Origin of the sequence: Atribacter sp. (assembly GCF_035418125.1) — a bacterium.
In the GTDB taxonomy this organism is placed as follows: Bacteria; Atribacterota; Atribacteria; order Atribacterales; family Atribacteraceae; genus Atribacter; species Atribacter allofermentans.
Genome location: NZ_DAOLQM010000018.1, coordinates 1 through 13,975, shown reverse-complemented (window position 1 = coordinate 13,975; position 13,975 = coordinate 1). Strand labels below are relative to the sequence as shown.

The 13,975-nt window shown below is 39.6% G+C and carries 11 protein-coding genes; all 11 read right to left on the bottom strand.

Annotation, left to right across the window (positions count from 1 at the left end; genetic code table 11):
- The coding region (locus PLK24_RS02320) for a sodium/proton-translocating pyrophosphatase (RefSeq protein WP_324476151.1) at positions 1-467 on the bottom strand (467 nt) is incomplete at its 3' end.
- A gap of 35 nt (positions 468-502) precedes the next feature.
- Positions 503-1,564 carry a deoxyguanosinetriphosphate triphosphohydrolase gene (locus PLK24_RS02315; RefSeq protein WP_349770641.1) on the bottom strand — a complete coding sequence of 354 codons (1,062 nt, stop codon included), beginning with the start codon at positions 1,562-1,564 and terminating at the stop codon, positions 503-505.
- 70 nt (positions 1,565-1,634) lie between these two features.
- A complete protein-coding gene (gene ppdK / locus PLK24_RS02310; protein ID WP_324476149.1) occupies positions 1,635-4,307 on the bottom strand; it encodes a pyruvate, phosphate dikinase in 2,673 nt (890 codons plus the stop codon).
- The gene (locus PLK24_RS02305; protein WP_324476148.1) at positions 4,304-5,164 is read right to left on the bottom strand and encodes a kinase/pyrophosphorylase; all 861 of its coding nucleotides are present in this window, start codon (positions 5,162-5,164) and stop codon (positions 4,304-4,306) included. Before PLK24_RS02305 ends, ppdK begins: the two co-directional genes overlap by 4 nt.
- Positions 5,161-7,266, bottom strand: coding sequence for a glycine--tRNA ligase subunit beta (gene glyS / locus PLK24_RS02300; protein ID WP_324476147.1), 2,106 nt, complete (start codon positions 7,264-7,266; stop codon positions 5,161-5,163). Before glyS ends, PLK24_RS02305 begins: the two co-directional genes overlap by 4 nt.
- 13 nt (positions 7,267-7,279) lie before the next feature.
- Positions 7,280-8,155: a glycine--tRNA ligase subunit alpha gene (glyQ, locus tag PLK24_RS02295; RefSeq protein WP_349770640.1), complete on the bottom strand. Its 876-nt coding sequence runs from the start codon at positions 8,153-8,155 to the stop codon at positions 7,280-7,282.
- A 62-nt stretch (positions 8,156-8,217) separates the two neighbouring features.
- Positions 8,218-8,985: a DNA repair protein RecO gene (recO, locus tag PLK24_RS02290; RefSeq protein ID WP_324476145.1), complete on the bottom strand. Its 768-nt coding sequence runs from the start codon at positions 8,983-8,985 to the stop codon at positions 8,218-8,220.
- A complete protein-coding gene (gene era, locus PLK24_RS02285) occupies positions 8,982-9,878 on the bottom strand; it encodes a GTPase Era (protein ID WP_324476144.1) in 897 nt (298 codons plus the stop codon). The genes recO and era overlap by 4 nt, the downstream gene beginning before the upstream one ends.
- 3 nt (positions 9,879-9,881) lie before the next feature.
- Complete coding sequence (gene cdd, locus PLK24_RS02280) at positions 9,882-10,712, bottom strand: cytidine deaminase (RefSeq protein ID WP_324476143.1); 831 nt, start codon at positions 10,710-10,712, stop codon at positions 9,882-9,884.
- Positions 10,713-10,877: 165 nt separating this feature from the next.
- Complete coding sequence (locus PLK24_RS02275; RefSeq protein ID WP_324476142.1) at positions 10,878-12,995, bottom strand: HD family phosphohydrolase; 2,118 nt, start codon at positions 12,993-12,995, stop codon at positions 10,878-10,880.
- Positions 12,949-13,956 carry a PhoH family protein gene (locus tag PLK24_RS02270; RefSeq protein ID WP_324476141.1) on the bottom strand — a complete coding sequence of 336 codons (1,008 nt, stop codon included), beginning with the start codon at positions 13,954-13,956 and terminating at the stop codon, positions 12,949-12,951. The genes PLK24_RS02275 and PLK24_RS02270 overlap by 47 nt, the downstream gene beginning before the upstream one ends.
- Between the last annotated feature and the right edge of the window lie 19 nt (positions 13,957-13,975).

The following is a 13,975-nucleotide window of genomic DNA, read 5'->3' as shown; positions in this document are numbered from 1 at the left end:
GCAAAACCGTTGATAATATCAGCATCTCGAACGATCAGATAAAGAATTCCTAACCCCAAAAGTCCAAAACCAGCTACGCACATTCCCATAACAGTACCTGAGGAAAAAGCCACCTTGAGAGCTTGACCTATTCCTTGGGTTGCAGCCTGCGTGGTTCGGGCATTGCTTCTGGTTGAAACTCTCATTCCCACAAAACCGGCTAATACTGAACAAATCGAACCACAAAGATAACAAATGGCTTCAACAATTCCTCGGGTAAAAGTGAGGAGGATAAACATTCCGATAACAAAAAAAACCAAAAAGAAGTATTCCCTTTTGAGAAAGGCCATAGCCCCTTCCTGAATAGCATGGGAAATCTCTTTCATTCTTTCATTACCGGCATCAAACGTATTAATTTTCATAATCAAATAAACTGCATATATAACCGCTATTAAACCAGCTATAGTTGCAAATACTGCTAATCCCACAATATAATCCTCCCTTCTGAATTACTACTATTCATTCAGTTGATTTCTTTTCCCATTCCTTCCTGCGGCCAGGAAAATGGAATAAAATATTTCCGGTAGATGGCCATGGCATATCGATCAGTCATCCCCGAAATAAAATCACATACGATTATATCGGTATCTTGGTGATAAAAATTAACCCGATATTCCTTTTCAAAGATATCTAAATTTTCCAAAAAGAATTGATAAAGCTCTTTTATTAATCGTTTCGCTTTTTCTCTTTCTAACTGTTGATATTCTCCAAAATACACCGTATCAAATAGAAACTTTCGTAATTCCTGGGTGGCGTTCCGAACTGGAATGCTCATGGTCACTGGAGATTTTTCAACGCTGTTAAGAATAACGTCTTTCACCATTCGATTAATTCTTTCTCGATGGCTTTTCCCCAAAACTTCTAAACAATCCTGGGGAAGGTCATCTTGAGTGATAACACCAGCTCGTATAGCGTCATCGATATCGTGGTTTACATAGGCTATCATATCTGACCATCTAACTACTTGGCCTTCCAAGGTTTGGGGTAAATTTTCTTTGGAAACTTTCTCCATATTTAAATCCCTGGTCTTGGAATGCCGAAGGATACCATCTCTCACCTCCCAGGTCAAATTTAGACCTTTTCCATCTCTTTCGATAAACTCAACAACTCGTAAACTTTGTTCATTATGCTTAAAACCTCCCGGATGTATTTCCCGGAGGGCTTCCTCGCCGGCATGCCCAAAAGGGGTATGCCCCAGATCATGACCAAGGCTGATCGCCTCGGTTAGGTCTTCATTCAACCTTAGCCCTCGAGCAATAGTCCGAGAAATTTGCGAGACTTCCAGGGTGTGGGTAAGCCGGGTACGATAATGATCGCCTTCCGGACTTAAAAAAACCTGGCTTTTGTGCTTGAGTCGTCGAAAAGACTTGCTGTGGATGATTCGGTCACGATCTCTTTGAAAGCAATTCCGTAATTCACATTCTTTTTCAGGGTGCTCACGACCTCGGCTTTTGGTACTCAAAGTTGCCAGCGGCGAGAGGGTTTGAGCTTCCCAGTTTTCCCAAAATCTTTTGATCGTAGCAATTTCCAAGCGATCACCTGAAAAACCGGACTGGTATATACCAGTCCGGTTTATTTCGGTTCAATAATTATGTTTACTTATCGAACTTAGATGTATCCTTCACTTTTCCTTCTTCTTCGATTACCGCATGAGCGGCTGCCAAACGAGCCAAAGGAACACGGAAAGGTGAACAGCTGACATAGTTTAATCCAATAGTATGACAGAACATAACCGACTTCGGATCACCACCATGTTCACCACAGATCCCGCATTTGAGGTCTGGTCGGACTTGTCTCCCTTTTTGAACACCCATCTTCATTAACTCACCAACTCCATCAAGATCAATGGATTGGAAAGGATCCTCGGGCAGAATACCATTTTCTTCATAGAAGAAAAGGAACTTGCCTTCAGCGTCATCTCGGCTGTACCCAAAGGTCATCTGGGTTAAGTCGTTGGTCCCAAAGGAGAAAAACTCAGCGTATTCAGCAATCTGATCGGCGACTACTGCTGCTCGAGGGATTTCAATCATGGTTCCAAATTTATACTGAACTTTCGACTGATGTCGATCCAAAGCTTCTTTGGCTACTTTTTCCAAAATTTCTTTTTGGATTTTGATCTCGTTCTGGTGACCTACCAATGGAATCATAATTTCTGGAAGAACTTTTACTCCTTCTTTGTCGAGCTCACAAGCTGCTTCGATGATTGCCCGAACCTGCATCTCGACAATTTCTGGATATACTATTCCCAATCGGCAACCGCGGAGACCCAACATCGGGTTGACTTCATGAAGTCCACGCACGATCTTGAGCATCTTCTCTTTTTCCTCGAGTTCAGAACCACTGATTCCTTTCACCCGTAAAGTGGTTACTTCGACCAAGAGATCCTCTAATTTAGGCAGAAATTCATGAAGAGGAGGATCGATTAAACGAACGGTTACTGGTTTTCCTTCCATAACCTTAAATATCTCTTTAAAATCACCTTTTTGCATTGGTTCAATTTTTGCCAAGGCTTTTTTTCGTTCTTCAACGTTCTGAGCTATGATCATTTCCTGTACTGCTGGTAAACGATCGGGTGCCATGAACATATGCTCGGTCCGACACAAACCAATTCCTTCAGCACCGAATTCGATCGCTTTACGAGCATCATTTGGTGTATCGGCATTAGCACGAACACCCAGTTTTCGAATGCTATCAGCCCAACCTAAAAGCTTTTGGAAATCTTCGGAAAGTTGAGGTGGAATGGTTTTGGCTTGTCCTAAAATGACTTCGCCTTTCCCACCATCGATACTGATATAGTCTCCTTCTTTGACGACCAAAGAATTAACCTGAAATTGTTTTTTATCGAGATCGATAACTACCGCTTCACAACCGGCAACACAGGGTTTTCCCATTCCTCGAGCAACTACTGCAGCGTGACTAGTCATTCCGCCTCGGCTGGTTAAAACCCCTTGTGCAGCAACGACACCATGAATATCATCAGGGGTGGTTTCAGGACGAACCAAAATAACTTTAGTTCCTTCATTGGCTTCCCGTTCGGCGTCATCAGCATCAAAATATACCTTCCCACTGGCTGCACCAGGTGAAGCTGGAAGTCCTTTAGCGATAACCCTCAACGGAACGCTTCGGTCAATCTGGGGATGAAGGAGTTGATTAAGAGAGGCCGGATCAATTCGTTTTACAGCTGTTTTCTTATCAATTAATCCTTCACTCACCATGTCTACAGCTATTTTTATGGCCGCCTGGGTGGTTCGTTTCCCGGTTCGGGTTTGAAGCATATAAAGCTTCCCTTTTTCAATTGTAAACTCAAAGTCCTGCATATCCCGATAATGTTCTTCTAATATAGAATAAATCTTCTTCAATTCTTCAAAGTCCTCGGGAAGATCTTGCCCCATATCCTTAATTGGTTTTGGAGTTCGAATACCAGCCACCACGTCTTCACCTTGAGCATTAAGCAAGTATTCCCCATAGAATTCTTTTATACCGGTTGATGGATTGCGAGTAAAACCAACGCCAGTTCCCGAATCATTTCCCATATTACCAAAAGCCATCATTTGAACGTTGACTGCGGTTCCCCAGTTTTCAGGAATTTTATTGATCTTTCGGTAGGTGATAGCTCTTTTATTATTCCATGAACTAAAAACAGCATTGATGGATTTTTTTAATTGATCAAATGGCTCTTGAGGGAAATCTTCACCAGTCACCTTTTTATACAGTTCTTTATATCGTGAAATGACTACCTTTAAGTCTTCAGCAGTGAGATCGGTATCGAGATTGACACCAACCTGTTTTTTTACATCACTGAGAATTTCTTCGTATTTATCGTGGTCGACACCCATAACCACATCACCGAACATTTGGATAAAACGTCGGTAACAATCAAGGGCAAAGCGCTCATTACCGGTTAGTTTAACAAGACCTTGAAGAGAGCTTTCATTCAACCCTAAATTTAAAACTGTATCCATCATGCCTGGCATGGATGCCGGAGCGCCAGAACGAACTGAAACTAAAAGCGGGTTTACTGGATCTCCAAATTTTTTTCCTGACTTCTTTTCCAGTTCAATTAAGTTCTTTTTAACCTCTTCTTCAAGTCCTTCGGGCCATGTTTCATTGTTTTTGTAATAATGATGACAGGCTTCGGTACTAATGGTAAATCCTGGAGGGACGGGGAGACCTATTCGGGTCATTTCAGCAAGGTTGGCACCTTTTCCGCCCAAAAGCATCTTCATTGATGCATCGCCTTCACCAAAAAAATAAACGTACTTCTTCATTCTGCTTCCTCCCTTTGCTTTTGAATTTTAAGCAAAATCTGATTGATTATGTCTTTACTATTTAAACTGGTGATATCAATCACCGGACAATTTAACTTTTGATATATGTCTTGAGCAAATTTAATCTCTTGTCGAACAACTTCTTGATTGGCTTTATATTCCATATAATTTAAACCCAGGTTCATAATGCGCTCATTACGGAGCTTTTGTAAAAGTTCTGGTTCCATTATAAAGCCGATGACAATTTTCCCTGGGTCTTTTCCCAAAATATCTTCCATGTTCTGTGGAAGTGGAAGGTCAGGGTTAAGCATCATATAACCACATTTAATTCCCTTTTTTGCCAATTGCATAATGCAATCGTCACGATGGGGAAACCATACGGTAAGAATGATGACTTGTGCCTCATTAAGCCGAGAAAAACTTACTCCGGTACTTTCCGCCAGTGCATATTCTACAGCTTCAGTAATTGCCACTGATTCCCTATTGGAGCCATGAAGCAAACCCGGTTCTCCCCGGGGAGATCGAGTCGATAGCTTCCGGATAGAATTAACAATCGGGCCCAACAAATCCAATACTAAAATTTGACGATGTAGTGATTCAGAAACTAGTGCTTGGACAAAATCATCGTTGACTAGAGTATAAATCACCAAATCCTTTTGAGGGCGTGTTATATCGAGTATACTAAATATTTCTTCTTTATTTTTTACGTGATCAAACCGTAAAATTTTAACTCGAGGGAGATCAAATTGGGCAAGTGCTGCTTGTACGGCTAAATAAGCAGTTTTTCCCGTTCCATCAGAAACAACAAATATACTGAAATCATCACTGGTCTTAATATCACAAAATTCGGAGCTCACCTGGATTCCTCCTCAATAACGATTTGAGAAAGATCGGCAATGGGTTGCCAGAGTTCAACAATCTTTTTTAATAATGATAATCGATTGTTGCGCACTAATTCTGATTCGGTCATAACCAACACATCATCAAAAAAACGGTTGAGCACCGGAATAACGGTTGAAAAAGATTCACAGGCATAAATATAATCGCCTCGTTGGATAGCTGGATAAAAATCTTTTTCTACGCTTTGCAGTGTGTTATTTAGTTGGCGTTCAACTTCTTCTTCAAAGAGATTGGTATCCACTAAGGGAAGTTCTTGAAAATTTTTGGTGATGTTGTTGGCTCGACAAAAGCCGGTAATTATATCGTCAAAAAATTTCCTTTTATTATCAAATAATTTTTGAAGTGCATGTATTCGCAGGTAAATATCATAGACATCATCACAAGAGGCACTTAATACTGCATTGATAATGGAATAATTCATTCCAGTTTCCAATAAATAATAACGAAACCGGCCAACAATAAACTGAATTACATCATCTATCACCGAAGGATCGGGATTTACAAATCCCTGTTCTTTTAAAATTGCTAAGTTCCAACCAATCCATTCTCGCAAGTTTGAATACCAACGACGGTTTAACAGAATATTAAAAATACCCTGCGCTTGTCTCCTTAATCCAAAAGGATCAGTTGAACCGCTGGGTACTCTCCCCAAAGAAAAACTGGAAACTATATTATCCATTTTATCAGCAAGGGAAAGAATACTTCCGGTAAAAGTTTCCGGATAGTCTTCCTGCCCCGGGGAGGGAAGGTATTGTTCTTTAATAGCAATGGCAATTTCGTCATTTTCATGGTCTAATTGAGCATAAACCTTTCCCATATGACCCTGCAATTCCGGTAATTCTTTAACCATTTCACAGGTCAAATCGGCTTTGGCTAGAAGAGCAGCCCGGTCTAAATGGGTGAGAGAGTCTTCATTGCCAGGGAAACAAGCCCCCAATCGTTTAACTAAGAATTTTAAGCGCAGTGTTTTTTCCCACATGGTGCCTAATCCTTCTTGAAAAACTATTCCTCTTAAGAATTTGGTTCTTTGCTCTAAATTTTTTTTCTGGTCTTCGGTAAAAAAGAACAAAGCATCTTCAAGTCGAGCTTTCAACACTCTTTCATTCCCATGAATAATTTTCTGACACCCAAAAGCCGGTCGATTCAAAACCACCAAAAAACGAGAAAGCAATTTCCCCTCATCATCAACACAGGCAAAATATTTTTGGTGATGTTTCATCACCGTAGTGAGAACGCAAGCGGGAAGTTTTAAATATTTTTCGTTAAAATTTCCCAAAGCTGCATCGGGATATTCTACTAAAAAAGTAACTTCATTAATAAGGTCCTCATCTTTCAACCAATGACCGCCAATCTTTTTGGCTTCTCTATCTAACGCTTCTTCAATCATTGTTCTTCTTTGGGCCGGATCCACTATAACCTTGAGGCTTCCCAAAACTGGAATATAATCTGTTGATTTGTGTAAAACCTGAGAGTTTTTTGATAAAAATCGATGTCCGTGAGTGAAACGAGAAGCAGAAACACCAGCTACCGAAAACGGAATTTCATCTTCTCCAAAAAGTGCTACCAACCATCGGATGGGACGAACAAAACGATAATTTCCCTCTCCCCAAAGCATGGAACGAGGAAAGTTTAAAGAACGTAAAATGATAGGACAGATTTGGATCAATACTTCTTTGGTTGGTTGTCCAACTCTCACTTTTTTCCCAAAAACATATTTCCCTCTTTCGGTTTCTTTTATAAAAAGGTCTTGAGGGTCGATCCCTTGAGCCCGCGCAAATGCCAGTGCTGGTTGAAGAGCTTTTCCATCCGGAGAAAAACCAACCTTGGCCGCTGGTCCTTTTACTATCATAATCAAAGGTTCTTGGTGTTCTTGTAATCCCTTGATGATAAGGGCAACTCGTCGGGGTGTACCGACTAAATATAAATCCTCATAATGGAGCCGTGATTCCTTCAATTTTTCGATAAACCTACTTTTGGTTTCTTCAAATATCGAAGGTATCAGACTCGAAGGCAGTTCTTCAACTCCAACTTCTAAAAGGAAATCTCTTTTATCAGTCATGATTTACCTTAACCTAATTTGACTTTTTTAACCAGGGAAAACCCATTTTTTCTCTTTGTTGATAATAAAGGCGGGCGCACTGGTTGGCTAATTGTCGAATTCTCCCCATATACTGACTTCTTTCCAGGACACTGATTCCACCCCGAGAGTCAAGAAGATTAAAAGTATGAGAACATTTCAATATATAATCATAAGCGGGCATAACCATTTCTCTTTCTAAGAGCCGCTGAGCTTCCTTTTCATAAGACTCAAAAAGTTTAAAAAGAATATCAGTTCCATTATGCTCAAAGCTATAAATCGAGTGCTCTCTTTCTTCCTGCCAGCGAACATCACCATAAGTGAGGATTTCGTTCCACTGAATATCAAAAACATTCTCTTTCTCTTGTAAATACATGGTGATTCGTTCTAAACCATAGGTTATTTCCACTGATATCGGTTTTAGGTCCAAACCTCCAGCTTGCTGAAAGTAGGTAAACTGGGTGATTTCCATACCATCCAACCACACTTCCCACCCTAAGCCCCAGGCTCCCAGAGTGGGAGATTCCCAGTTATCCTCAACAAAGCGGATATCGTGTTCAGCAGGATTAATGCCTAACTCATATAAACTGTTGAGATAAATATCCTGGATATCGGATGGTGATGGCTTGATAATTACTTGATATTGATAGTGCTGGTATAGACGGTTAGGATTTTCTCCATAACGTCCATCGGCTGGCCGTCGTGAAGGCTCGCAATAGGCAACACCCCAGGGTTCTGGTCCAATCACCCTGAGAAAGGTTGCCGGGTTCATGGTTCCAGCACCAACTTCAATATCATATGGTTGTTGTATGATGCAGCCGTTTTTTTTCCAAAATTGACTGAGGGTTAAAATTATATCTTGAAAGTATATGGTATCATCACCTACCCAAAAAACACACCAAGGTATTAATATATCAGTTGCCTTTATGGGTGTCAACTTGCTTCTTGAAAACGCTCGAGAAATATTTTCCATTCGGTAATTTTTTTTCCAACATGATAAGTGAGATACTCAGATACGAATCGATCAAGATAGGCAAACTGGTTTTCTCTCAGTTGAATCGATAAACACGAGGCACAGGAAAAAGTCATTAACTTCGCCAAGAGAGTCATCATATTCGGAGGTAAATAATGAATATCGGCTATCGAAGAGAAACATTTTTCACAAATCATTCCACCTGATGCAACACTCCATCCTTGAGGAATTTTTTTAAATAGTTTCCCACAAACCGCACAAGATCGTATCCGAGGCAAAAAACCCAAAAAACGAATTAAGTCGATACGAAATTTTAAGGCTAAAATATAAAAGTTCTCACACTTCGTAGATAAATCAAGATAAAAGAGAACGGTTTCAAAAATCCTTTCATCGGACTCTTCCGGTTCATAACAACGATCAATTGCAAATAAAAGATAATTGGCAAAAACCCACTGATTGGTTTTCTTGCCGATTTCTCGATGACAATCCACAATTTCCGCTTGAGAAAGAACCGGCATTCCTCGACCATTATAAAACATAAAATTCGAAATTGCCGGGCAATCAAGAGCCGGACCAAATCGGTTTCCAACCTTCCTAGCTCCTTTGGCAATAACGTTAATCTTCCCCTTTTTTCGAGTAAAGAGGGTGACAATTCTATCTAATTCACCAAAATTTATACTTTTTAAAACAATTCCCTGATCTTTCCAGTAACGACCAGTTTTCATCATCGGATTGTATAACCCCATCTTCTTAAGACAGCGGGTTTTTTTCTCCAATTCAGCTGAGTTTTAACCCATAGATCTAAAAACACTTTTACCCCAAAAAATTCCTCCAAGTCTTTTCTGGCATCTGAACCAATTCTTTTAATCATGCTTCCCTTCCCTCCGATTATAATTTTACGATGGGAATCCTTTTCAACATAAATTATAGCCCGTATAGAAACCAAATTCTCCTTCTCTTTAAATTCTTCAACCCGTACTTCCACCCCATAAGGAACTTCTTGATGAATATGATGCCAAACTTTTTCACGAATCATTTCCCCAACAATATCTCTTTCATAGACGTCAGATATTTGTTCCTCATCAAAATAGGGTGGACTGATGGGAAGAAGGTCGCGGATTTTCTGGATTAATTGTTCCAGTCCGACACCTGTTAAAGCTGAAACCTCAAGAATATCGTGAAAAGAAAAATGTTGAGAAAATTCATGAATGGTTTTTTGAATTGTTCCCTTTTTAAATAAATCAATTTTATTCACGATTAATAGGACCGGATGGGGAAAATTTCGGATCTCTTTTAGATAGATTTCGTCAGTATCAACCGAAACACCAGGGTTGGTTAAATAGAGCAAACAATCGGCATCGAAAAGCGAACTTTTCCATTGATTGGAAAGGAATTCGCCAAGGGGGTCAACCGGAACATGAAGCCCAGGGGTATCGATAAAAACGATTTGACAATCGGGGTGATTTAAAATTCCTTTTATATTTTTTCGTGTGGTTTGAGGTTTATCACTGACAATGGTAATTTTATATTTTAAAATGCTATTGAGGAGAGTAGATTTCCCAACATTTGGTCTCCCCCAAATGGTTACAAAACCTGAACGAAAGCTAGCCCGATCTTCCATGGCTTATCTCCCTTTTTCGGGATTGAACTGAAAGGGATTGGGGAGGAGTTCATCTAAAATGTAAACCTGATAATCTCCCTCCTGTCGGGCAGCTAAGATTTCAAGATGAGGCGAAAACTCATGCAAAACTTGCCGACAGGCACCACAAGGAAGACAATAATCTTGTTCGGAAGATATTACTGCCAGTCGAGTGAAGGTAGCAAATCCCATAGAAACTGCTTTAAAAAGAGCAACTCTTTCGGCACATACCGACAACCCCAGAGAAGCGTTTTCAATGTTTCCCCCTTGAATCACTTTACCATCACAGGTTTCCAAGGCTGCACCTACCGGGAAGAGCGAATAAGGGGCATAGGCATAATGTTGTGCTTTTTGGGCTGATATTACTAATAGATCGCGTTTTTCTGCAGTAAGAAATTGCTCAAGAATATAGTTTTGTCTAGTTTCCATGATATGTTTTTTTTTCGCGTCAATGTCATCGTAACCCAATATATGTAAAAGACCATGAATGAGAAGTAACTTTTGTTCATTTTCATATTTAGTCCCATAGGTGTTAGCATATTCTCTTGCTTTTTCCGGACAAATAATGATTTCTCCCCATACTTCGTCCGGTTCTTCCGTTCCATAAAAAAAAGATATGACATCGGTATCGATATTCTGATGAAAAAATTCTTTTTTCAAAGCCCTTATCTCATCAAGACTTACAAAGGCGATGCTCAACTTTCCAAGAATCTCACGATTCTCCAATTCACAAACATAATCGACGATTTTTTTTATTACTGCACGAGAGAGAGTAGCTTCTTTTGATGAACGGTTCACGATAACAGTAGCCATCATCGACTCCTTTTAATTTATCGATAGGTATGATTGCCTTTACTCATTCTACTTCCTTCTCACTTGATGGGAGAAGTTGAGGATGCGGGTGAAAGTCCCAATTGATATCCAGGTCAGTTATTCTAAACTCTTAGCCTTTAACAAGTAACTGAATTTCTAGAATAGAAATTAATCTCCCTTACTGCCCTTGTCCTCACCATTCACCGTATTTTCCGGATAAGGAACTCTGGCATGGAACATCCCACTTAATATCATAACAAAGGCATCAGAAATTTTATGAATATCCCGCATGGTAAGCGGTGAATCATCCAGTTGCCCATCTTTGAGATAATTTTGAACTATTCCATTTACTATTGCTTCCAACCGACTAGAATTGAGATTATTTGCACTCCGGATAGCAGCTTCAACGCTATCGGCTAAAAAAATGAGAACTTCTTCCTGGGTTTTGGGAAGAGGTCCTGGATAACGAAATTCGGTATCAGTTACATCATCTTTCTTTTGTTTGATTGCTTTATCATAAAAATACCGCATTACGGTATTTCCGTGGTGGCTTTGAATAATGTTTTGAATTTCAACTGGTAAATGGTATTTCCGAGCTATTTCCAATCCATCTTTGAGATGGTTTTGAATCACCAGCGTACTTAGATGGGGAGAAAGGCGATTATGGATATTTTCACTCATTTGATTTTCGATGAAAAAATAGGGTCGCTTGATTTTACCAATATCATGGTAATAGGCACCGGCTCGAGCCAATAGTGGATTTGCTCCGATAGCATCGGCAGCAGCTTCAGCAAGATTGGCCATCATAAGACTGTGGCTATAAGTTCCAGGAGCCTCCATCATCAAGCGTTTAAGTAATGGATGGGTGGGATTGACCAATTCCAAAAGGCGAAAATCCGTAGCGACATGAAAGGTGGTCTCAAACAAGGATATCCCACCCAAGGCTGCGATTGAAGCAATGATAGCTCCTCCAAATCCATAAACCGAATTGACGAGGAATTCTAAAGGAGCATTTCCCTCCTGCAAACCAAATATTATCACCATCAGTATGTTTGCCAGGGCTATCCAAAAACCGGTTTTTACCAGATCGCGGCGTTTAATAGTTTTGTCCAACAAAAACAGCGGCAAAAAAAGATTCATAAAGATATAAAAGCTCCGCATAAAATCAGCCCTTTCCCCCCACATTAAAAGAGGAAACAAAATGAGTGATTCACATAAAGCCAAATTTCTTCCCATCAAAGTATAGAGAATAAATGGGACTGCCGCTAATAAAATCAAATACCAAGAAAAGCGAAGAGATAAAGCATTTAGAGCAATAACCCCAATTGCAGTAAGGATTCGAATTAAAAGAAGAGAGTTCCTCTGGATGATTTCCGCAATAAATTTTTTAATAAAAGAATATTCAAACACTAAAGTAAAAACAATTAGAATTCCCAGGGCAACTAATAAGTAAGATTCATATTGTTCACCGACTAATCCTAAAGCACGAAGACTTTCTAAGTCGGTATGAGTAACAATGGTTCCTTTTTTGACTAAAATTTGACCTTTTTGAATATATCGTTTAACCGGTTCGATATTTTTTATAACTAGTTCCCGCTGTTTCTCGGTTTCAGTTATATCTATTCTGGCATTTGGCTTTAAAAAGCGGGAGGTTAGCAAATTCAAGACGCGAATTTCGTCAACCTCTAAATTCATTCTTTCATATGCTGAATAACTCTCTAAAATTTTTTGTTCAACATCTCCTTCACGTATGGGTTGACCGAGGTTTTTCTCCATGTTTAAGAAAAATACCTCTTTTATCCTTTCATACTTTTCTGGATTTGTTTCAATAAACCACTCGAAAACTCCTGGAGTAATTTTCCATTCGCGAAAAAATTCCTCTTTCCTTTCAAAGGAAATTGATGGAGTAGTAACAGTATTGCGAATGGCTTCTAATTCTTGAAAAAAGGTGGTATATTCTTTTTTAAGCTCTTGGGTAAAGCTTTCATCAATTCGAAAAATCGGCACTAACTCAGCCAGCAAAGCGTTTTTTCGTTCCTCTGTCGCTTTAACGTCAACAATTTCAATGGTTTTTCTAACAAAGATATCTCTCGGAGCAATCTGGCCTTCACTGAGCACTACGCCTCCCATTGAATAGGAAACCCAAAGGACGAAAAAGAGGCCCAGTCCATACAGGGGGTAATTCCAAAATTGAAAAGTAAGAATGGCTCGGAGACGAATAAAAATAGAAGTAAAAAAATCAAGTACTTTTTTCTTGAGTTGGAAGGTTCTTTTCGAATTTTTCATAGGCTTGGATGATCTTCTGGACGAGTTGATGTCGTACCACATCCTTCTCGGTTAAATAGATAAACTCGACACCAGAAACATCGGCGAGTATTTTCTGTATTACCATGAGACCGGAATTTTTTCCAGATGGGAGGTCAACTTGAGTTATATCCCCGGTAACTACCACTTTTGAGCCGAAACCCATACGAGTTAAAAACATTTTCATTTGTTCCGGTGTAGTGTTTTGAGCTTCATCAAGAACAATAAAAGAATCATTTAAAGTTCTCCCTCTCATATAGGCTAATGGAGCCACTTCTATAATGTCTTTTTCAATATATTTTTGAAAACGTTCGGGAGAAAGCATTTCATATAAAGCATCATAAAGCGGACGAAGATAGGGTTCAATTTTTTCTCGGAGGTCACCAGGAAGGTATCCCAGGCTTTCACCGGCTTCGACCGCCGGCCTCACTAAAACAATCCGGCTAACCTCTTTTTTTTGAAGAGCAGCGCAGGCCATCGCCATGGCTAAATAGGTTTTACCAGTTCCCGCTGGTCCAATACAAAAAATGAGTTCATTTTCTTTCACCGCACGGACATAGTTCACCTGCCCAGCGGTTCGGGGATGAATGATTTTATGGTAAGCAGTGGTGATAATTCCCTGGCTATAATTTTTCTTCCACCAGATTTCTCTACCTTCCTTAATGGTAGCTGCCATTTTTTGGATATCATCACTAGTCAAATCATGTCCTTCTTTCATAAAAGCCGCCAGCTCATCAAGAAAGGTCTTCACCTGTGTCAAACTGGCATCATCATTCTTTTCCCCAACTATAAGGGACTCTGGTGTTAAATCGATATTAACTTGAAATATCTCTTCGATTAATCGAAGATTTTTATCTAAATACCCGAAAAGTTTCTTTATATCAGAAATTTCAAAACAATCAAGACGATATTCAATTTGTTTGTGTTTGGCATTTATAGACAAATGAGCTTATCATCCCTCA

Coding starts and splice junctions, on each gene's coding strand:
- ppdK (WP_324476149.1), bottom strand. CDS start 4,307: ATGAAGAAGTACGTTTATTTTTTTGGTGAAGGCGATGCATCAATGAAG.
- glyS (WP_324476147.1), bottom strand. CDS start 7,266: ATGACTGATAAAAGAGATTTCCTTTTAGAAGTTGGAGTTGAAGAACTG.
- recO (WP_324476145.1), bottom strand. CDS start 8,985: ATGATGAAAACTGGTCGTTACTGGAAAGATCAGGGAATTGTTTTAAAA.
- era (WP_324476144.1), bottom strand. CDS start 9,878: ATGGAAGATCGGGCTAGCTTTCGTTCAGGTTTTGTAACCATTTGGGGG.
- cdd (WP_324476143.1), bottom strand. CDS start 10,712: ATGATGGCTACTGTTATCGTGAACCGTTCATCAAAAGAAGCTACTCTC.
- PLK24_RS02275 (WP_324476142.1), bottom strand. CDS start 12,995: ATGAAAAATTCGAAAAGAACCTTCCAACTCAAGAAAAAAGTACTTGAT.